Origin of the sequence: Chryseobacterium sp. WG14 (genome assembly GCF_024586945.1) — a bacterium.
Lineage (GTDB): Bacteria > Bacteroidota > Bacteroidia > Flavobacteriales > Weeksellaceae > Chryseobacterium.
This window is the reverse complement of record NZ_JALCZD010000004.1, coordinates 355,281-377,441: the sequence shown is the minus strand read 5'-3', so window position 1 is coordinate 377,441 and position 22,161 is coordinate 355,281. Positions and strand designations below refer to the sequence as shown.

The following is a 22,161-nucleotide window of genomic DNA, read 5'->3' as shown; positions in this document are numbered from 1 at the left end:
TACCATTGCGAACAGAAAATAAAAATCAGTTAAGATAAAACCTTGTAAACCCTGCATTACTATGTGACTGACTGGTAGTTACTATTTCTTTTGCAAATGATAGGTATAAGGCTAATTGCTAAATAAAGAAGGTTTCATTTACCGTTACAGTAAACAAAACCTTTAATTAAAAATATTAACTTTTATAGGTTCAGGAAGTATTATTCTGCCTTATTCTTCAGCAGCATCAGCAAACTGTAAGCTCCTTTCTGCACAATTTTCTTATCTTTTAAAAAGTCAGCTTTTAGAATCTCTGTAAACTGATCATCTGCAATTCCTGTTACTACAGGGATCATCTTATAGTTTGATTTTCCCAGATCTTCAAAAACATAATTTTTATTCTCATAGGAAACTACCGCTTCATTGGGAAGTCCCTGTGTATTCCGGCTGCTGATATTAACCTCTGCATTGATATACATTCCTTTTACAAATTCAGGGTTTACGGCAGATAGTTTGGCTACAGCAGTGGCAGAACCTCCGTTTTCAATACTGGGAACTAGACTTATAATTTTAGCGTTGTATTTCACGTCAGATTTCTGGTTGTTATACACCAGAATTTCCTGTCCCGCTTTTACATCATTCACATCATTTTCAAAAACCTTTAATTCTAAAAGTAATCCTGCAGGATTAACGAGTTCAAATAAAGTGTCCGCAGGGTTGATATACTGTCCGTTATTTACTGAAATTTTACTCACAAAACCGCTAAACGGTGCATAAATATTAATTCTGCTGCTGATATTGTCTGTATGTAATCCTTTGGCACTGATTCCAATGATTCTGAGTTTTTCTTCAAGACCTTTTAAAGTAGCCTGTAAAGTGGAATAATCTGCCTGTGCAGTTTGCATGGTTTTATCACTGCTGGCCTTGCTTGTATTAAGGTCTTTCTGGCGGTTGAAGTTCAGTCTTGCTGCTTCCAGCTGAGCTTTTGTTACCAGATAATCCTGCTGAAGCTGTATGAATTGTGGATCTTCCACCACAGCCAGTACCTGTCCTTTGCTGAAATGACTGCCGTTTATTACATTGATGGATTTGATGTGTCCACCCATAATACTGGAAACAGAACTGATGTGGGAAGGAGCGATCTCCGCTTTTCCGTTCAGCTTTACTAATTTTTCCATATTTCTATCCTGAATGGATGTAGTACTTATTCCTACAGACTGAACCTGTTTTTCTGTAAAATGAACTGTGTTTTCATTGCCTTTAGTAAATTTTGTGTTTTCGTAAACCGTTTTTTCCTCTTCTTTTTTCCCTGAGCAAGAAGATAAAATAAGTACTGAAGCAAAGTAGTATATTGATATTTTTTTGAAATGCATGACGCTGTTATTTTGAGATTAAGAAATTAAGTTCCGCTCCGATTTGGTTAAGTTTTTCCAGCTGATCGATGTAATCTGCTTTTGTTTTCACGGCCTGATTAACTAATATTACCCAGTTCAGATAATCAATTTCCCCAACTTCCATTTGTTTTTGTGCTGCTTTTAGGATGATTTCAGATTTGAGAAGCTGTTTCTGTTCATAATTTTCAATGATTTTCTGTTGATTTATATAGTTGCTCAGCTGTTGTCTCAACCTGTTTTTAAGCTCAATTTCTTTTCTGTGAAACTGATTTTCAGAAATTTCTATTTTTGCCTGTGCAGCCTTTGCCAAGGCTCTCTGTCCTTTAGTAAATAATGGAATTCCCACCCCCACCTGAACAGAATTGAACCGGTTGCTATTGATGTTTTTCATACTTTGGTTGGTATAACCAATAAGAAGCTCAGGAAGCAGTTTGCTTTTTTCAAGCTGTACCTCGGCTTCCCCTACTTTGATCTGCTGTTGGAGAGCCTGAAGTTCGGGATGTTGTTTTACTGCCTCTTCTGAAGACTGAAGACTAACATCCATTACAGGTCGGTCCGCAACAGGCTGATAAGGATTCTCAGACTGAAGAAGTAACTGAAGCTGAAGTTTTGCCATATTCAGGTCATTTTCAAGACTGTTCAGCTGTACATTCATTTGCTCGTTCTGAATTTCAGCGGTGGATTCTTCTAAAATATTAGCCTCCCCTTTTTTCAGCCTTAGCGCTGCCTTCTCTGCAAAATTATGATACAGCTGACTGATGTACAGCAATACTTTTTTCTTTTCCTGAAGAACTAAAACTCTGTAAAAAACGTCCGTAACTTCTTTGGCAAGCTGTGCTTTAGTGAGGTTTTGATTGATTACACTTGCTGCCCATTCTGCATCCAGCATCTGTTTCCTTTTAGAATAAACCGTTGGAAAACTGAATCTCTGAGATATTCCAAACGAATTATCAGTTTCTTCACCCTGGATCTGACCAAAACCTCCTGTAACTTCCAGCTGTGGAATATCCAGGTAGCTCGCTTTTAGTTTCTCCTGGTATTCTGATATTAATTTTGAGTTTTTGAGGGTTCCGTTCTGTTGGAAAGCTTTTTCCAAAGCCTGATCGTAAGTAATATTTTCCTGAGCCCGGAAGCTTCCGAAAGATATCATTACTAGGAAAACGGACAGTTTTTTAGAATTTATTTTTTTAGGGAATTTCATTGTATTGGTATTAATATTTTCGAATAAAACATAGAGTATCGGAAGTACAAATAAGGTTAATAGAGTGGCAAGCATCAATCCTCCGATGACCACAGTGGCCAGAGGTCTCTGTACTTCAGCTCCTGCCCCGTTGCTTAACGCCATCGGTAAAAAGCCTAAAGAAGCGACAAACGCAGTCATTAAAACCGGACGAAGCCTAATCCTTGTTCCTGTTAAAACCACTCTGCTCATGCTGTCCATTCCTTTGTTTTTCAACCTGTTAAATTCCGAAATCAAAACAATTCCATTAAGTACAGCTACACCAAACAAAGCAATGAATCCCACTCCTGCACTGATGCTGAACGGCATTCCTCTCAGAGCAAGAAAATAGACTCCGCCAATTGCCGATAAAGGGATGGCAGTATAGATGAGTAAACTATGCTTTACAGAACCAAAAGCAAAGAACAGCAACAGGAAAATCATCACTAATGAAATGGGAACAGCAATGCCTAATCTTGCCTTTGCTTCATTTAAATTTTCAAAAGTGCCTCCATAAGAAATGGTATATCCCGGTGAAAATTTGAGGCTTTTCCCGGCTTTCTGCTGAAGCTCTTCTACAATAGTCTGCACATCTCTTCCCCTTACATTAAAGCCAACAATGATTCTCCTTTTCGTATCTTCCCTCTGGATCTGGTTGGGGCTGTTTTTAAGTTCTACTTTTGCAAACTGAGATAATGGAACCTGCTCTCCGGATGGCGTTGGCACCAATAAATTCTGAATACTTGTGATATCTTTTTTATGCTGATTATCCATTCGGACAACAATATCAAACTTTTTCTCTCCTTCGTATAAAGCTCCTGCGGTCTGTCCTGCAAATGCCATATTGATGACTCTGTTAATATCCGCAACGGAAATGTTGTAACGCGACAGCTCTGGCCTATTATAATCAATAACAACCTGTGGGGCACCTACAACGGGTTCAATATAAAGATCCTGTGCTCCTTTTACAGTATTGATAATGCTTCCCAGCTTTTTGGCATAGATGGTGAGACTGTCCAGGTCTTCTCCATAAATTTTGCAGACAACATCCTGTCTGGCTCCGGTCATCAGCTCATTAAAGCGCATCTGCACAGGAAACTGAAAACTGGTGGTGAGTCCCGGAATAACGCTTAAAGCTTTACTCATTTTATCAGAAAGTTCTGGAAATGTCGTTGCAGAAGTCCATTCCTTTTTAGGCTTCAGAACAATAATCATATCTCCTGCATCCATGGGCATAGGCTCCGTAGGAATTTCTGCGCTCCCGATCTTGGCAACTACCTTTTGAACCTCAGGAAACTGCTTTAGAAGAATATGACCTGCCTGAGTGGTTACTTTCTTGGTTTCATTAATATTACTCCCCTGAAGAATTCTCATCTCAACAGCAAAGTCTCCCTCTTCCAGAGACGGAATAAATTCTCCACCCATCTTGGATAAAATGAAAACAGCTCCTGCAAAAAGAATAAATACACTTGTCAGAATTGTTTTTCTGTATTTAAGAGCTTTCATCAGAAGATTCTGGTGACCTGCCTCCACTTTTGCCATGACCCTGTCTGAAATATTGTCTTTCTCCTTTTTCTTTCTGCTCAATACTAAAGAGCTCATCATAGGGATATACGTCAAGGACAGGATAAATGCTCCTACTAATGCAAATGCAACCGTTTGTGCCATAGGCTTGAACATCTTTCCTTCAATCCCCTGCAGTGTAAAAATCGGAAGATAAACAATGAGGATAATAATTTGTCCAAAAACGGCACTGCTTACCATTTTTGTAGCAGAATCCGAAACCTGCTCGTCCATTTCCTTTTTACTGAGCCTATTGTCTTTTCCAAAGTATTTTTTGTGAGCGAGCTGATGCAGAACGGCTTCCACTATAATAACGGCACCATCTACTATAAGCCCAAAATCTAAAGCCCCAAGGCTCATCAGATTCCCTCCAACACCGAAGATATTCATCATAATGATGGCAAAAAGCATGGCCAAAGGAATTACAGAAGCCACTAATAATCCCGCTCTGAAGTTTCCTAAAAATAATACCAGAATAAAAACAACAATCAGTGCTCCTTCCATCAGGTTGGTTTTTACTGTACTGATCGTATTGTTTACCATTTTGGCACGGTCAAGAAACGGTTCAATAACCACTCCTTCAGGTAAAGATTCCTGGATCTTTTCCAGCCTTTGTTTAATATTGCCAATCACTACATTGGCATTCTCTCCTTTAAGCATTAATACAATAGCTCCGGATACTTCGCCGGTATCATTATAAGTCATTGCTCCATATCGGGTAGCATAACCTATTTTAACGGATGCCACATCTTTGATATGTACAGGAATTCCTCCTTTGGTTTCCGCTACCTGAATGCTTCCGATATCTTCGGTACTTCCCAAAAGACCTTCACTCCTGATAAAAAGAACCGTTTCTTTCTTCTCTATATAAGCACCTCCGGTATTCTGATTATTTTTTTCCAACGCCGTGAAAACATCATTGATATTGATGTTGAATGCCTGAAGCTGATTAGGGTTAATGGCAATTTCGTATTGTTTCAGCTTTCCTCCAAAACTGCTGACATCAGCCACTCCTTTAGTCCCCAGTAACTGACGTCTCACCACCCAGTCCTGAATGGTTCTGAGCTCAGTTTCGTCATACACATTTTCATAACCTTTTTTGGCTCTTACCACGTACTGAAAGATCTCTCCCAGTCCGGTAGAAATAGGGCCCAGCTCAGGCTTTCCAATGCCCTCAGGAATATTTTCCTGAACAAGCTGCAAACGCTCCTGAACCTGCTGACGGGCCCAGTATACATCGGTATTATCATCAAAAACTACCGTCACCAGAGAAAGTCCGAATCTTGAAAGGCTACGCAGTTCAGTAATTCCACTGATATTGCTGGTAGACTGTTCTATAGGAAATGTGACAAGCCTTTCTATATCTGCTGCACCATAGGAAGGAGCACTGGTAATGATCTGAACCTGATTATTGGTGATGTCAGGCTGAGCATCAATTGGAAGTTTAGTGGTTTCATAGACTCCAAAAAGAATGAGCCCCACTGTAAACAGAGCAATGATGAGTTTATTCTTTACAGAAAACTCAATAATTTTATTTAACATAAAAAATTATTAATTGATAACTCGCAATGTTTTAGAAAGCAGGGTAAACTTCAATATTAAACCATAAAATATACTTTCATCTAAAGTTCTGAAGTCTTTTAAATAAAAGTTTTTGAGGGTAAGATGTGAACACAGCTAGAATGCACAGCGAGTTAATTGATAGGTAATAACTTGGCAGCCTTAAGTGTAAAAACCTAAAGCATTAATTTTTAATCTGAAATCAATTAAGAAAGCCGTGGAGGCTGGAAAATTCTGGAAAGATAAAGGCTTGAGAAATCTTTTTCCTGATAAATGCTATTCTTCTGTGGAATAGCAATTTCTATAGGTTTTTTTATTTCAAAACTAAGCTCAGGCAACTGAGCATACACTGTTAATACAATAGGAGGATTGATAAAAGGTAATTTTTGGTCGAGATCCCAATCGGAATCTTTTTTATGATTGTCATAGTGCTCCATGACAAACTCTGACAAATTACCATGATACTCCATATAATGTTCTACAAACATAGGTACTTTGAGTACTTCCCCCGCATTGGTGGTAGCCATCACATACATCATCGAGCATAATATGGAAATCCATTTTAACATTGTCCTGCAAATATAAGGCTTAAATCTTTTTTTTTAAATCAATTAGTATTAATTTTTTAAGAATTTATCCGTAACAGAGGTCGTTTAAGCTGATCGTACGGATATCAAAAAGAGGACTGTTTTTCAAATAACTGCAAATGAAAGAGCATATTAAAGGATCACCAAAGAGGTAAACGATGGTATTTTGGGTATCATTGGGAAAATGTTCCAGAATTTTTTCCTGGAGTATTTCAGGATGGATAGGACTTATAATACAGGTTTTTAAAGGAAAGCTATGATCAAGATCTGGAAATACATCTTCCTCATTGCTCTGACAAGCGCAAGTTTTAACTTTTCCTTTACCGAAATAATAATGATTAAAATAATTGAGATCCAGATTATTATTTCAATTCTACCATGGCTTTGTATAAGCCGCGAAATTAAAAATCCGGTAGCTGAAGAACTTTGACTTAGATCAAAAAAGGGATATACTATTTCTACTCAAAATCCAGGAAACCATCTGTAAGTTGCTTCCACTGGATTTTGGCGATTCCCATCATTCCTCCGGCAGCCACCATCATATTTCTGATGATATCAAAAAATGCTGCGTTGAAATTGGGAGATTCGTTTCTCCCGTATACTGCGGTTTTTATATAGGTTGAGTCTCTATAGATCATAAATGTAGAAGTCGCTTTTGAGCTGTAAAAGTGGGCAATATGGCTGCTTTTTTTATTCTCAGGATCCTTTGATGGTTTGCAGGTAACCATAATACTTTCGGAGGAGTTGTCTTCATAATAACAGATATCTGTTATTTCTACCCAATCATAACCTTTTGCTTCGGCTTCTCCCGGCCCCGGAATATTGATTCTGATAAAATCACCTTTTAAAGGTTCTCTGTCAATGGGAATGGCATTGGAATCGTAAAGTTTAAATGCTGCAAAAGCATCTCCACAATAACTTTTCCATTTGTTGATGGAGAAAAATCTTTTTTTTACTATTTCAAATTTCAATGGAATCAATGCCGGTTCAAATTGTTTTCTGCTTTCAGTGTCATGAAATCCGCCGGATTTTTGTTGGGGTACTCCCTGTATTTGCTTTGGTTTCATACTGTCTGTTTTAAAACAAATTAATGAAAATAATGTGTCCTATTTTATGAGCGCAGTCACAATCAGAAATACTAACAGTATGCCGTCATTTTTTTTAAATATCCAGAATTATGGATTTTCATGATATATCTTCTGATGTCAATAGAATAGATTTTTGAAGAGGTACAATTAGATATCCATAAAATTCCACAATACTAAAGAAATCTTACATCAATTAGAGAATAGTTATTTTCTATTAAAATCAATAATTTTTAAAAAAAATGCATATATAATGTTTTGCATAATATTAATTTTACTTATATTTGTGAATCGAAATAATTTTTTTTCATCATTTGTGTTTTTTTAAGGTCTCCATTCGTGGGGACCTTTTTGCTTCCATTAACCTTATAATTGATTATTTACTGCTAATATGAAAATGCAATAAATAGTGAAATATTACATATTTTGAAAACAAAAAACACTTTACTATAGGGCGTCGTATAAATTATAACAATTAATAAATCCCTTTTTATTGTTTTATAGTAAGATCGAAAGCATAAACATATTATTCAACATTTATGATACTTGGGAATAAGACTAAAAGCTGGAACCTTATCTGCTATTTAATGTTTTTTATAAAATCGGTAGGCCGGAACTGCATGACAGACTGAAAGCTTCTGGTGTAAGCCTGCACACTCTTGTACCCTACTTCATAGGCCGTTTCGGAAATGGTAAGATTTCCTGAACTCAAAAGCTCAAGACTCTTGATGATTCTTAGCATCTGCTGGTATTTGCTTAGGGTAAGTCCAGTTTCTTTTTTGAAAATACGTTCTAAAGTACGGGTAGACAATAATGCAGTCTCTCCCAGATCTTCTATTCTGATTTCCTTATGATAATCATGATGCAGATGTTCTATCACTTTTGTCAGGCGTTTGTCTTTTGGAAGGCAGATATGAAGTTTCAGAGAATGTTCTACAAAATGAGGAAGTTCATTGAATAATGCTTTTAAAAATATGGTTTCATCAGCATCTTTTGATAGAAGTTTAGACCATTTTTCCACATATCTTATCATTTCCTTTAAAACCGGAGGAACTGAAAACACATTGACTTCATGATAAAAAGAGTCTTTTTTATCCACTTCCGCAAACATGATCATCAGATTGATTTTTTCAGAATGGGAATTGGTCTTATGGATGGTATTGGGAGGAATCCAGACGGCATGATTCTGCGGAAGAAGATAAATTCTTTCTTCAATAGTAATATACTGAAACCCGCTTTTCACATACACCAACTGCCCTTTTTGATGCTGGTGAAGCACATCATCATGAATCCAGTCTTCTTCAAACCAGACAAAATAGGGTTTATGCAGCTCATCTACTTCTATACTGTTATTTGCATTCATGTCGTTTCAGGTTAAAACTTTGGCAAAATTAAACAAAATTACTATGTTAATTTTGCACAAAAGTTTTTATTATGATGAAGAGTGAAATAAGAAAAAAAGCATCTTATGCTTTACTGGTCATTAATGTATTGGTGGTGATACTGATCTCAAGTAATCTCCGTTCACCTATCGTTGCAGTATCTCCTGTATTAAATGAGGTGAGACAGGCTTTAAAGCTGGATAATTTTCAGGTGAGTTTACTGACCTCCATTCCTCTTTTTATGTTTGCAGGCTGTTCTGTATTGGTGAGTAGATTTTCCAATAAGCTGGGAATCAGTAAGCTGTTGATGTATTCCTTACTTATTTTAAGCCTTGGGCTTTTTCTTCGTATTTCCGGATCGTTATCTATGTTGTTTCTAGGGTCGATATTCATTGGGTTGGGAATTTGTATTGGAAATGTGGTAACCCCCGGATATGTTAAAAATAATTTTCCGAAACAGATTGGGCTTATGACCGGTATTTTTGCTGTTTCTATGAATCTTACAGCTGCCCTGGCTTCTGGCTTTAGTGTAAGAATTGGAGAATGGACAGGCTTTGGATGGCGGGGTTCATTAGGAATCTGGCTGATTATTGCGGGATTGGGGTTTCTTGTTTTACTTTTTGAACTTGTTTTCAACAAAAAAAAATCTGACCAACCTAAAGTGGCGCTGAGTACTTCTGGGATTAATATGTTCAAATCTTCCCAGGCATGGAATATTAGTATTTTTATGGGACTTCAGTCCCTGTTCTACTATTGTATGGTTGCCTGGCTACCTTCATTCCTTGCAGATTATAATATGCAGGGAGAAAGCTCCGGCTGGGTTCTTTTTGTAATCCAGATTACGATGATTCCGGTGACGTTTTGCTGCCCGATTATAGCCAGTAAAATGAAGGATCAAAGGATTATGATTCTTTTTATCTGCGCCTTAATGTTTACGAGTACTATGATGTTTGTCCTGCTAAAATCCCAATGGATTTATGTAAATGCAGTTATTATAGGACTCTCCAATGGGTTGTCTTTCAGTTTGTCTATCCTGTTTTTCTCTACAAGAACCAAAAGCAGTATTAATGCAGTGAAAATTTCAGGAATGGCACAATCTGTAGGATATCTTATTGCCGGATTCGGGCCTCCTGTTTTTGGAAAACTTCATGATTGGGATATCTCATGGAACACCTCTTTTTATTTCCTGAGTATTGCCGTACTGATCATGCTGTATTTTGGACTGAAAGCGGCAAAGAATAATTATGTGGAAGATTAAAGAAAATGTTGACAAAATTAACCTTAGGATATGCGTTTTTTGTTACTGGACGCTACCCATTCATCCTTTAAACAGCTAGGGCAGTTTTCTGTACTGCCTGCTGTTTTATGTTCTGTATGACCACAGAAGGTGCAGGAATAATATCCTTCATTATGAATAGATTTTAATGGGTTTTCCAGGGAGTCTGGCATAATGGGAAGTCCATATTTTACAGATTGGTCTTCATAAAAAAATACACTGATCTCTCCGGAGATTTCTTCAATTGCCATTTCAACCTGCCCAAGTTGCGAAACACCTTTTAATCTAAGTTCTGCAAAGAATTCATCACTTCCCAAATTTTCTTTTTGAAAGTTCTTAATGGAAAATTCACCATTTTCTATCAGACAGATGGATTTTCCTTCCACCAGCTTTTCGAAAGTCTTACTTTTTCCAATAAAAAAAGTAACAATTGTATACAGGAGAATAATGACAATAAAAACGATAAGGGAAGAAATAATTCCGACATCTTTATTAAACATGGGATCTCCGGCAGCAGAACCCAGTCCGATAATAACCACCAGCTCGAAGATAGAGAGCTGTTTAACTCCTCTTTTTCCTAAAATCCTCAGCCCGATAATAATAGCCATGAACATAATCATGGTACGAAGAATGATCTCTAAAAGAAAAGACCATTCTTCATGTCCCAATAATAATTCTTTCCAATCAAGATTTAAGAGAAAAACTGAAAGCATAAAATTATTTATCAGCAAGAATTCAAAAAATAAGCCATATTCTTATTATTACTGTAAACTAATGCTTAAACTTACCTCTTCCCCATCTTTGAGGATAAAACATTGCCCGCCAAGTTCTTCCTTAGCTATTTTTTCCCTGATGAAGTTCCTGTCTTCTTTGCAATGGCTTACTGCCTCCAGATGGGTAACCCATACCGATGCTTCAGGAGCATGCCTGCAAACTTTTATAATATCTTCACTCGTCATAATGATAGGATCTCCTACCAAAAAAGTGGCTGCTCCACCTGCTACAATGATATGCTGTGGCTGATGTTTGTCTATTTCATCTGCAATATCATTATACCAGATACTGTCTCCAACAATATAAACGGACTGATCGGCTGTTTTAAAAACAAATCCGTTCACCACGCCCATTTTTTCTCCAATTTCTCCGGTTCCGTGTTGTCCTTTCGTGAGAGAAATGTCAATATCTTTCCAACGGATGTGTTCATTAATGGAAATAATATTCTTAAAGCCATATTCAGCGATCTGATCAGCAATGATCTCCGGGCAAAGTATAGGTGTATTTTTGTTGAGAAGTTTTATTGCCTCTTCATCCCAATGATCAGGATGGAGGTGGGTAACTGCCACGGCATCTATTGTCTGCAGCTTTTCAATTAACTGTTCTCTGCTGAAAGGAAGGTCTACCAAAGGATTCAATAATTCATTATCGGTCATAGGAAACTTCCCTAAAGATCCTTTTTCTCCAAGCATGGGATCAACTAAAATGGTGGTACCCTCAATATTCAGTAGCAATGTGGCGTTACGCCATAATTGTAGTTTCATTTTGTTTAAATTTGTACAGCAAAGCTAACGGCTAAATAAGAAAAAATAATCGATGGTTACCAAAAGGTTAACCATATTTATATTAAGGAATTGATGAATTTTGAAGAATTTAAAACGTGTGGACTTCGTCGCAGCCTGGATATCCTGTCCGGAAAATGGAAACCCCTGATCTTATCCTCACTTTTTGAGGAAGAGCAGGTACGTTTTGTGGAACTTTGGCGAAAAATGCCGAGAGTTTCCAAGAAAGTGTTAGCAGAACAGCTGAAACAGCTGGAGGAAAATAATATTATTCAACGTATTGAAGTGTACAATTTTCCTACGGAAGTGTATTACAGGTTAACGGAAAAAGGACAAAAGTTGGGCCCTATTCTTTCTGAACTCCATGAATGGGGAAATCATTTAAAATCATAATGCAATTAATTTTGCAACAACACATTTTTTGCGATGAAGATCTGGATTTATCTTTATTTAAACCTTATAGGTTTCAAAAACCTATAAGGTTGTATAACGGAAGTATATTACAAACTTTCAGACAGAGCCAGAAAATTAGGTCCTATCCTTGATGCACTGCATGAATGGGGTAACGAACTGAACCCATAATGCCAATCATCCGCAGGAATTTCTCAGCGCAACATTCACTATTTCATTAGCTTTAGTTAATTTTTTTCTAGTAAAACATCTGTTGTAAGGCAAAATCCGGATATTTCTTTACGTTTCTAAAACTTTATCATATATTTGGAAACACAACCCCAAAATTATATGTTGATGTAGGTTACAAAATATAACCTCAAAATTTCCTATTAAAAAAAACAAACAATGAAAAAAAAATTATTATTTGTGTTTATACTTATAACACAAACATCCTTTGCGCAGATTATTTCCAAAGATCCTACGTTTGCTTCGAACGGCATTTATACTCTTCCGGCAGGAAACTCATATTTAGGAACGGGAAGCAGTTATGCAGGAGAATTAACTGCAGCAACAAGTTCAGTATTTTATAAATCCTATGACACCAGTCTCAACCAATTAATTATTTCTAAAGCTACAGGTTACAGCGGCCCTTTAGATTTGACTTTTGGAACAAATGGTAAAATTGTACTGAACTACAATGAAGGTTCTCTTGTTGGATGTATAAGACATACCGATGATAAATTAACTTTACTGCTCAAACGATATGATTCTACAAACAATACGTATTATCTGGATGTAGTCCGATTACTTTCGAATGGGCAATCAGACCCTTCTTTTGGAAATGGAGGAATAAAGGCATTAGCCAATTTATCAGTTTCTTTTGAATTAACTAATCTTATACAGCAGGGAAATAAAATTCTTGTTTCAGGAATTAGTATGGATTCTTTTGGACAAACTGACTCGAAAACTCATACTTTGAGATTAAATTCTGATGGCACATTAGACAACAGCTTTGGGAATAGCGGAGAAATATTGACTTATCAGCAGAATCCTTTGCAGAGTTCTTATCTTCCTCATATCATTTTAGATAACCAGTTTAATCTTCTTTTTTTCGGAAATGGTACCATAAAGAAATATACTGTTGACGGACAGCCTATGACTGGTTTTGGTAATAATGGAGAAGTTTTGTTTAGTGGAGAAGCAAGTATTGTAAAAGTAGATTCTGCTGATAAAATTGTGTATGCAAAAAATGACTTAATGTGGCAGACACCACCTACCTTAGGAAGGCTTAATGCTGATGGCTCACCAGATACGACATTCAATTATAATGGTATTGCCGGTCTGGAATTTCGGGATATCTATGAAAAAAATGGTTCTTATTATATTGCAGGCTATGCTGAACTCAATAATAACGGATATACTTATTATTATCTCTCTAAGCTTAATCAAAATGGAACTGTTGATCCTGTATTTGGAGAATATATAGAAAATGATCCTAATTTACTCTATCATAGCATTAATGCAATAAATGTTTTTGATAACAATATCATTGTGAGCACAGATGGAGAGACGTTAAATATTGTGAAATATCTTGTAAACGGTACCGCAACATTAGCTACAAAAGGAACGGTAAAAAACAATCCTGAAATTACTTTTGAAAGCCCTGTAAAACAAGATTTAGTGTATCATTCAAAAGAAAGAATTGGCAAAATAGAGATCTATTCTGTTGATGGAAAATTATTAAAAACTGTAAAAGAAAATAATTCTGATATTTCTGAACTTTCTAAAGGAGTTTATTTTGTAAAAACAATTTTTGAAAACGGAAAAATTGCTACAAAAAAACTTATCAAGAAGTAGAAAATTTATATTTTAAAAGCTTATAATGAAGTTTTTAAAATAAAAAGAATCATTATTTTAAGAATTCCCCGAGGCTTGCCTCGGGGAATTCTTTAGGTTAAAAAAGTAGAAATCGTTTAGTCTTTAAACTGATCCAGGACTTCCATAATATTCTGATATACAAAATCCAATTCTTCGGAGGTAATACAATAAGGCGGAACCAGATATATTACATTTCCCAGCGGTCTCATAATCATCCCTCTCTGTAAGAATTCATTATAAAGCTTCTTCCCTATTTCATTGAAATAAGAAGTACCATTCCCGGTTTTAAAATCGAAAGCTAAAATAGTTCCGATCTGACGTACATTTTCAACTTGTGGATGCGAGGAAATTATTTTTATAAATTCCGAATGCTGATGGGTAATACGTTTGATATTCATTTGGGTTTCTTCTTTAAGTAATAGTTCCATACTGGCCAGAGCGGCTGTACACGCTAAAGGATTGGCTGTAAAAGAATGTCCGTGAAATAAGGTTTTATGGCGGTCATCAGATAAAAAAGCACTGTAAATTTCATGGGTGCAGGTTGTAATCCCCATAGGCATGGTACCGCCTGTAAGTCCTTTTGAAAAACACATGATATCCGGTTTTTCTGTAAGATAATCTGTTGCAAAAAGTTTTCCGGTCCTTCCGAAACCTGTGAACACTTCATCCTGAATCATTAAAATTTCCTGCGTCCTGCAATATTTCATCAATTCATCAAGATTTTCCGCACTGTACATCAGCATTCCTGCGGCTCCCTGTATCAGCGGTTCAAAAATAAAACAAGCCACTTCATCTGCTAGCTGCCGAATCTGTATTTTTAAATCTTCCAGATTCTCCGCTGTAGGAGTATCGATAAAAATAACTTCAAATAACCTGCTTTCAAAAGGTTTGGTCCAAAAGCTTTTTCCACTTACAGCCATTGCTCCGAATGTATCTCCGTGATAGGCATTTTTAAAAGCTAAAATTTTAGTTTTTTCCTTTCCCTGATTGTGGGCATACTGAATACACATCTTCAGCGCTACTTCTACCGCTGTGGAACCATTGTCGGAATAAAATACCTTGTCCTGGTTTTGAGGAAGAATATTCAATAGATTTTCTGAAAGCTGTACAGCCGGTTCATGGGTAAATCCGGCAAAAATAACCTGTTCGAGGGAGGTAAGCTGCTCGAATACCCGCTGGGCAATATAAGGATGAGAATGGCCATGCAGAGTTACCCACCACGAAGAGACTACATCCAGATATTTTTTACCTTCATGATCATAAAGGTAAACCCCTTCTCCTTTAACAATCGGTATTACATCAGCAGCTGTTTTCATCTGGGTATACGGATGCCAGTTGACTGCTTTATCTCTTTCCTGAAGACTCTTCTTTATTATTGTATTCATGTAAAATATATTAATGATGGGATATGTACCAATTGTAAAAATATCTTAGTAATTTTAACATATTGTCCGACAGGTTTTTAAGTTTACAATCCACTACAGGTTAGTAGTATATAGCTTACTAATAAATCTGACAGAAGTGCTGCAATGAAGTTTAGTATAGTCATAATTAAAATCCAAAAGCTCATAACTCATTATTTGTAATTCAAAATTCACAACTCACAACTCATAACTCATAACTCTATAGTCATTTTTTAACAACAAGTTTCTTTTTTCATCATAGGTTTCAATCCCAGTGTTTCCAGCATCTGCATATCTTCAGATACCCCGGGATTAGGAGTTACCAATAAGGTTTCTCTTTCTCCTGTGAAAATAGAATTGGCACCTGCCATAAAACACCATGCCTGTTCAGTTTCTGTCATTTCAATACGTCCAGCACTCAGTCGCACCATAGAAGCCGGCATTACAATCCTTGCGGTCGCAATCATTCTTACCATTTCCCAGGTATCTACTTTTTCGTTATTTTCCAATGGTGTTCCTTCTACCCTTGCCAATGCATTGATGGGTACAGATTCCGGATGCTTAGGCATTGTTGCTAAGGTTAGAATCATTGAAATCCTGTCTCTGTGTGTTTCCCCAAGGCCGATAATTCCTCCTGAACATACTGTAATTCCAGCCTTTCTTACATTGTTGATGGTATTAATCCTGTTGTCGAATGTTCTGGTGGAAATGATTTCTTCATAATACTGTTCAGAAGTATCCAGATTATGGTTGTAGGCATACAAACCTGCTTCCTGAAGCCGTATTGCCTGTTCTTCGGTAAGCATTCCTAATGTACAGCATACTTCTAATCCTAATTCATTAACTCCCTTCACCATATCGATCACTCTGTCAAAATCACGGTTGTTACGAACTTCGCGCCATGCTGCAGCCATGCAGAAACGGGAGGAACCACCGTCCTTAGCTTTCTGTGCATGAGCTATTACCGTTTCCGTAGGTAATAAAGCCTGTACTTTGATATTGGTGTGGTAGCGTGCTGCCTGCCCACAGTAAGAACAGTCTTCCGGACATCCTCCGGTTTTAATCGACAATAAAGTAGAGATCTGTACCTCAGACGGGTCGTGTCGCTCTCTATGTACTGTGGCAGCTTTATAAATAAGCTCCATCAGGGGTAAATGATAAATTTCTTCAATTTCTTCTTTGGTCCAGTTGTGTCTGATTTCTGTTTTCTTATCCATTATCATAATTTTGTTATTGTTAATTGCTTTGCAGCTATTTTAATATGTTCTTTATCAGCATGGGTAATCTCCGGAATCCTGATAATTTTTGTCTCATTTTCAATAAAGCTGCAGATGAGTCTTTCTGTATCATCAGGAAACGCTCCATTAAGGATCAGGTATTCAAGCTTTATATTTCTTTGCTGTAATGCCATTATGGAGAGCAAGCTGTGATTGATACATCCTAAATAGTTTCTGACAACAAGCGCTGTAGGCAGCTCCAGTATTTCTATCAGATCAATCATGAAAATATGATCTGAAAGCGGTACCATCAAACCTCCTGCACCTTCTACAATCAATGAGTTTTCAGTGTCCGGCAATTGAAAATCATCGAGTTGGATCTGTATGTTTTCTTCCCGTGCAGACTGATGAGGAGATGCAGCCAGTTGCAGGCGATGTGTTTCCGGATAACAGATGGTATGGTCTGTCCAGTCTTCAATTTTATGACGGTCTGTATAATGGAGATCTCCGGACTGTACGGGTTTCCAGTAATCTGCTTTAAAATACTGAACCAAAACGGCTGAACAGATGGTTTTTCCTATTTCGGTTCCTATTCCTGTTATAAATAGTTTCATATGAATTTTCGGGGTTCGGGATACGTGATGTGAGGTTCGTGATGCGGGGTTCGGGTGAAATTCACTTTCCTTTTATTTTATAGGTCACTTTGTTCTTTTTACCCTTTTTGCTTTTAATTCAATTTTTTAATAATGCTTGTAAGTTGTAATATTTCTGCTTCTGTATTGAAGCTATGAAGACATATTCTGATTCTCTCACTTCCTTCTTTTACCGTTGGACTGTATACGGCATAGGTTAAGAACCCTTCATCAGATAAAGTATTCTGTACCGTTTTCAGTTTTTGATTATCAGGAATTACAATAGCCTGAATAGGGCTGACTTCAGAAGAAGGTGTTTTCAGTCCCTGATTTCTGAAAATTGTAATATTCTCCTGAAGTTTTTTTGACAGCTCTTTCTTCTTTTCTAAAAATTCATAGCCGGTTTTGATACTCATCCATTGAAAATCCTGCGCTGAAGTGGTATACATAAACGGAGATGCAAAATTGACCAAGTAAGATTTCACTGTTTCATTACAGAGGATCGCGGCACCGTGTAATCCTAATGCTTTACCATACGTTACCACAGCTGCCAGCACCTGATTTTGTAACTGATACTTTTCAATCAATCCATTTCCAAAAACGCCAAAAGCATGCGCTTCATCTACCAGCAAATCTGCATGATATTGCTTAGCAAGAGCGGCAATCTCTCGGATGGGAGCACAATCTCCTTCCATAGAATAAAGGCTTTCTATAGCGATATAACAATGTGTCTTCTGCTTCTTCAATATACTTTCCAAATCCTCCAGGTCATTGTGCCTGAATTTTATTTTCCGGGCATTTGACATTCTGCAGGCATCATGAACAGAGCGATGGATCTGCTCATCTACAATCACCGTATCATGACGGCTGGAGAGTGTTGAAAACAAGGCAAGATTAGCATTATACCCAGATGGGAAAAGCAGTGCTGCAGGAAAATGATGTCTTTCTGCAATACAACGTTCTACAGATGTTGCTATACTGGTATTACCACTGATTAATCTGGAGCCGGTACTTCCTGAAAGCAGCTGAGGATTATCATTGATATTTTGCAACAGTATTTTTTGAAATTCTGTATTTCTTGCCAATCCCAGATAATCATTAGAATAAAAATCAATTCCCTCAGGCTTAAGCGTTAGGCTTCTTAGTCTTCCTTCTTCTTTTCTTGTATTGAGTGATTCCTGAAAACGATGAATACTGTTACGCATAATTTAACTCTTCCACTTCTTTTGTAATCGCATTAATCCATTGATTATGTAATTCTTTCTCAATGGCCAGGATATTCTCAGCATGCATTTTCCAGTCAACGGAAAATTCATTGAGCTGATTGATCATTTCTTCCAGGTGTCCTTCTTCTTCAAGAATAATAGATTTCACCATGATCCGGGAAGATTCCTGGGTAAGGATATCCTGGTACACCGGGTACAGTTCATCGGCCCGAACTTCAATGGCATAGGTTACAAAGAGGTAGGCTGCAAACCTGAGCTCTTCCTGGCTAAGCTGAAAAACCTGCTGAAGATACCTGCAGGCTTTGATATCCAACGCATGAAGGTAGTGCCGGGTTGCCGTGGGAGCAAGAAGTTCTTTATTTTCGTAAGTTTTGCATAATTCAGGATCAATCTTTCCGATTTGTTTCTTAAGATAATAAGCGTGACGGTGTTCTTCAGCGGCATGTTTAAGCTGAATAAGCGTTACTGAAACCGGATGTTCACATTTTGATATTTTTCTGGCTCCTGCATTCTCCATAAAGGAAAGTGTGTTCAGCCATTTGGCATGAGTGGTATGATCCTGTACCACCCTTTGTAATAAGTGCTGAAATTCCATTGATTTTTATTTTGATGTCAAAAGTAGTATATTGCCGGATGGTCATATGGTGCCAGTTTTGATATTATGGATAGTCCGGTTAGAATTCCTTATGAAAGTTTTATAAAAATTGATAGAAAATCAGAAACATCTATCTATTTACAGATTGCTAATCAGCTGATCAATGCTATTCAAAGAGGCTTTTTACCTTTTGGAACTAAACTACCGGGAACAAGAACTTTCAGTGAAATGCTGGAAATCCATAGAAATACAGCTGTGGCCGTCTATGATGAATTGTCTGCTCAGGGCTGGACGGAAAGTTTACCCAATAAAGGAACTTTTATTATTGGAAATGATCAGGAAAAACCGGTAAAAATGAATGATTTTAAATCCAATAATCTTCAGAATTACCCACAAAAAACAGGCTTTTCTTTTAAAGCATCCAATATTTTAGATAATCCCTTTGAACATTCGGATTGTGACTATGTTTTTAATGATGGAGTACCTGATATCAGACTGACCCAGATTGGGCAGCATTCCCGGTTTTACAGCTCTATCCTCAAACGTAAGTCTAATCAGAAAATCCAGGGACATTATAACCAGGATGGGAGTGAGTTTTTTAAAGAACATCTATCCCGATATCTCAATTTATCCCGTGGATTGCCTATTTCTAAAAATAACCTCCTGATTACCCGCAGTACGGAAATGAGTATTTATATTGTTTCCGAAATCCTTCTTTCTGCCGGAGATGTGGTGTTAGTGGGTGCTTTAAGCTATTTCTCCGTCAATATGATTTTTATGAAAGCCGGAGTTCAAATGGTTTCTATCCCCATAGACGAGGAAGGAATTATTGTTGAAAGTGTGAGAGAAGCCTGTAAGAAGCAAAACATAAGAATGCTTTACCTTACTCCACATCACCACTACCCTACCACGGTGGCATTAAGTGCACAGCGTCGACTGGAGCTCCTGGAGCTGGCCAATGAATACGGTTTCATTATTCTTGAAGACGACTATGATTATGAATTCCATTATGATAAAAGCCCTATCCTTCCCCTGGCTAGTGCGGATACGAACGGAATGGTTATTTATATTGGTTCATTTGGAAAATCTTTAGCTCCGGGATTCAGAACCGGATTTATTGTGGCTCCGGAAAATCTGATGATAGAAATGCGTAAATACCTCGGTATTATTGACCGCCAGGGTGATATTCTAATGGAAAGAGCTTTGGGAGAAATGATTGAAGAAGGGGAAATTAACCGGTATCTGAAAAAATCTTTGAAAGTATATCAGGAAAGGCGGGATTATTTCAGTGTTTTATTGAATGAGCATTTAAAAGAATATATCCATTTCCAAAAACCTTCGGGAGGGCTGGCTATCTGGCTGGAATGGAATATTCCTATCAACCTTATGCAGCTTAGCAGAAATTGTGCTCAGAATGATCTGTTTATTCCTAAAACGTTATTATATCAGAATAAACATCTTACAGCGATGAGATTAGGTTTTGGAGACCTCAATGCCGAAGAAATGGAAAAAAGTGTTGAAATTTTTTCTAAAACGGTAAAACTATTGATCTGATGTAAGAAACTCACAAATTAAAAGGAATTGAAAATCTCAATCTGCGAGAGAAAGAAACATAGTATTCTTATTTTCTGACACAAAGAATGATTTCTGATTGGGTTTGTTTCAAGTAAGCAAAGTAGTGACCAACAGATTGATTTGGTTAAGGTTTCGTGTAATTCATCCTGTTGTTTTTAATTAAAATATCTCGCAGATTAAGCGGATTGAGCAGATTAAAAGAGCACTAAAAAATCTGCGTGATCTGATTAATCTGCGAGAGAAAAAAACATAGTATTCTTATTTTTCCGACACAAATAATGATTTCTGATTGGGTTCATTTAGTACTCAACAAATTGATTTGGTTAAGATTCCGCGTGATTCATCCTGTTATTTTTAATGAAAATATCTCGCGGATTGAGTAGATGAAGAGGATTAAAAATCTATGAGAGAAAAAGCAAAAGCCCCTAAAATATAGAGGCTTTATTGAAAATTTAGTGATGGGATGGAAATACCACCTTATTTTTTTTATGCTTTGGTTTTTTCTTCTTCCTGTTTAAATAGATGATAAAACCTGTAATAGGAAGTGATGCAGCAATGATCCCTGCTAAAAAATAAATAATTCTGCTGGTCATTCCAAAGATACTTCCGGTATGCAGGTCGTAATTTCTTTCTCTTAATGCAGTTCCATATCCAATATTTTTGTCTTTATACGATTGCTGTTTTACCATCTCACCCGAATACTGGTCAAAATTATACTGATCATTCCGGTAGAGCCTGTTGTCATAGGTAAGCTCAGCATAATAAGTTCCTTCCTCCGTTCTTGGAAAATTGATAAGGGCAGATTCTTTATCGGTAAGACCTTTTTCCATTTTGTTTCCAATCCTATCCAAAATGTTTTTTTGATCCGAAAATTCTTCTGCCGGTATTTTACTTTTGGCCTTCTGTTCCGTAGGTACGCTTCCATTTAATGTCTTTTTCATCCATTTATCTACATCTTCAAAACTCCAGATCATGGCAGAATAAGAAATGATCAACAAAGGAATTACAGCATAAAATCCCAATACATTGTGAACGTCATAATTGATTCTTTTCCAGTTGGCGGAAGTTTTAATAAAGAACATCCCTTTCAACATGCTCTTGCTCATCTTTCTCGGATACCATATCACTAATCCCGAGAATAAAATGATGGTCATGATGAGAGTGGAATATCCTGTGATGGTTTTTCCTATCTTCTCTCCCAACAAAAGCCTTCGGTGAAGGTCCAGCACAATTTCAAAAAAGTCTTTTTTAGCATCTTCTACGGCCTGTACTTTTCCAGTGTAAGGATCCATATAAACCCGATAATAATAAAGATAGGTTCCCCAATACGTTAAAGCATCATTATCCATTTTAAAGGTACGGAAAACATAGGTTTGTGAAGGGTCAGAAGACATGACCACTCTTTTAATTTTCAACCCTTCCGGAAGGGCTTTTTCAGCTTTTGAGGAAAGCTCGGACAGAGGTAGTTTTTTCTTTCCTATAACCTCAACAAAATATCTTTCCGGATGTACCCATTGTTTTAATTCTTTTTCGAAGGCGAGAATACATCCCGTAGCTGCCATTATGACAACTATAAGCCCGGACATTAGTCCGAGCCATAGATGTAACTGATAGGCGATTTTTCTAAATTTAAGCTTCATT

At 37.0% G+C, this 22,161-nt stretch carries 17 protein-coding genes; 4 read left to right on the top strand and 13 right to left on the bottom strand.

Going from position 1 to position 22,161, the window contains the following annotated elements:
- Nucleotides 1–200 precede the first annotated feature (200 nt).
- From MP478_RS09885 to MP478_RS09865, 5 genes are all read right to left on the bottom strand, one after another.
- Nucleotides 201–1,352, bottom strand: coding sequence for an efflux RND transporter periplasmic adaptor subunit (locus MP478_RS09885; protein ID WP_257200359.1), 1,152 nt, complete (start codon nucleotides 1,350–1,352; stop codon nucleotides 201–203).
- Between the two features lie 7 nt (nucleotides 1,353–1,359).
- Nucleotides 1,360–5,697: a CusA/CzcA family heavy metal efflux RND transporter gene (locus MP478_RS09880; RefSeq protein ID WP_257200358.1), complete on the bottom strand. Its 4,338-nt coding sequence runs from the start codon at nucleotides 5,695–5,697 to the stop codon at nucleotides 1,360–1,362.
- Between the two features lie 224 nt (nucleotides 5,698–5,921).
- A complete protein-coding gene (locus MP478_RS09875; RefSeq protein ID WP_257188739.1) occupies nucleotides 5,922–6,284 on the bottom strand; it encodes a hypothetical protein in 363 nt (120 codons plus the stop codon).
- A gap of 476 nt (nucleotides 6,285–6,760) precedes the next feature.
- Nucleotides 6,761–7,369 (bottom strand): hypothetical protein, encoded by a 609-nt coding sequence (locus MP478_RS09870; RefSeq protein WP_257200357.1) that lies wholly within the window; start codon nucleotides 7,367–7,369, stop codon nucleotides 6,761–6,763.
- A gap of 598 nt (nucleotides 7,370–7,967) precedes the next feature.
- Nucleotides 7,968–8,750: an AraC family transcriptional regulator gene (locus MP478_RS09865; RefSeq protein WP_257200356.1), complete on the bottom strand. Its 783-nt coding sequence runs from the start codon at nucleotides 8,748–8,750 to the stop codon at nucleotides 7,968–7,970.
- Between the two features lie 71 nt (nucleotides 8,751–8,821).
- On the opposite strand from MP478_RS09865, the gene MP478_RS09860 reads away from it, so the two are divergent.
- Nucleotides 8,822–10,027 carry an MFS transporter gene (locus MP478_RS09860; RefSeq protein WP_257200355.1) on the top strand — a complete coding sequence of 402 codons (1,206 nt, stop codon included), beginning with the start codon at nucleotides 8,822–8,824 and terminating at the stop codon, nucleotides 10,025–10,027.
- A 23-nt stretch (nucleotides 10,028–10,050) separates the two neighbouring features.
- Here MP478_RS09860 and MP478_RS09855 read toward each other — a convergent pair whose 3' ends face one another.
- Together MP478_RS09855 and MP478_RS09850 are read right to left on the bottom strand one after the other, a co-directional pair.
- Nucleotides 10,051–10,758 carry a DUF421 domain-containing protein gene (locus tag MP478_RS09855; RefSeq protein WP_257188736.1) on the bottom strand — a complete coding sequence of 236 codons (708 nt, stop codon included), beginning with the start codon at nucleotides 10,756–10,758 and terminating at the stop codon, nucleotides 10,051–10,053.
- Nucleotides 10,759–10,806: 48 nt separating this feature from the next.
- The gene (locus MP478_RS09850) at nucleotides 10,807–11,583 is read right to left on the bottom strand and encodes an MBL fold metallo-hydrolase (RefSeq protein ID WP_257200354.1); all 777 of its coding nucleotides are present in this window, start codon (nucleotides 11,581–11,583) and stop codon (nucleotides 10,807–10,809) included.
- Nucleotides 11,584–11,676: 93 nt separating this feature from the next.
- Between MP478_RS09850 and MP478_RS09845 the strand changes: the two genes are divergently transcribed.
- Complete coding sequence (locus tag MP478_RS09845; RefSeq protein WP_257200353.1) at nucleotides 11,677–11,994, top strand: helix-turn-helix domain-containing protein; 318 nt, start codon at nucleotides 11,677–11,679, stop codon at nucleotides 11,992–11,994.
- A gap of 405 nt (nucleotides 11,995–12,399) precedes the next feature.
- On the top strand, nucleotides 12,400–13,851 hold the full coding sequence (locus tag MP478_RS09840) for a T9SS type A sorting domain-containing protein (protein WP_257200352.1): 1,452 nt from the start codon (nucleotides 12,400–12,402) through the stop codon (nucleotides 13,849–13,851).
- Between the two features lie 116 nt (nucleotides 13,852–13,967).
- Here MP478_RS09840 and bioA read toward each other — a convergent pair whose 3' ends face one another.
- The 5 genes from bioA to MP478_RS09815 all read right to left on the bottom strand — a co-directional run bounded on the left by bioA (nucleotide 13,968) and on the right by MP478_RS09815 (nucleotide 18,945).
- Entirely contained in the window at nucleotides 13,968–15,257 is a 1,290-nt protein-coding gene (gene bioA, locus MP478_RS09835) for an adenosylmethionine--8-amino-7-oxononanoate transaminase (protein ID WP_257200351.1), read from the bottom strand.
- Nucleotides 15,258–15,508: 251 nt separating this feature from the next.
- Nucleotides 15,509–16,492 (bottom strand): biotin synthase BioB, encoded by a 984-nt coding sequence (gene bioB / locus MP478_RS09830; RefSeq protein ID WP_230041331.1) that lies wholly within the window; start codon nucleotides 16,490–16,492, stop codon nucleotides 15,509–15,511.
- 2 nt (nucleotides 16,493–16,494) lie between these two features.
- A complete protein-coding gene (bioD, locus tag MP478_RS09825; protein WP_257200350.1) occupies nucleotides 16,495–17,106 on the bottom strand; it encodes a dethiobiotin synthase in 612 nt (203 codons plus the stop codon).
- A gap of 113 nt (nucleotides 17,107–17,219) precedes the next feature.
- Nucleotides 17,220–18,329 (bottom strand): aminotransferase class I/II-fold pyridoxal phosphate-dependent enzyme, encoded by a 1,110-nt coding sequence (locus tag MP478_RS09820; RefSeq protein WP_257200349.1) that lies wholly within the window; start codon nucleotides 18,327–18,329, stop codon nucleotides 17,220–17,222.
- Nucleotides 18,322–18,945: a hypothetical protein gene (locus MP478_RS09815; RefSeq protein ID WP_257188728.1), complete on the bottom strand. Its 624-nt coding sequence runs from the start codon at nucleotides 18,943–18,945 to the stop codon at nucleotides 18,322–18,324. Before MP478_RS09815 ends, MP478_RS09820 begins: the two co-directional genes overlap by 8 nt.
- Nucleotides 18,946–19,011: 66 nt before the next feature.
- On the opposite strand from MP478_RS09815, the gene MP478_RS09810 reads away from it, so the two are divergent.
- Complete coding sequence (locus tag MP478_RS09810; protein WP_257200348.1) at nucleotides 19,012–20,499, top strand: PLP-dependent aminotransferase family protein; 1,488 nt, start codon at nucleotides 19,012–19,014, stop codon at nucleotides 20,497–20,499.
- A gap of 473 nt (nucleotides 20,500–20,972) precedes the next feature.
- Here the strand turns inward: MP478_RS09810 and MP478_RS09805 are convergent, their stop codons facing one another.
- Entirely contained in the window at nucleotides 20,973–22,160 is a 1,188-nt protein-coding gene (locus tag MP478_RS09805; RefSeq protein WP_257200347.1) for a PepSY domain-containing protein, read from the bottom strand.
- Nucleotide 22,161 lies beyond the last annotated feature (1 nt).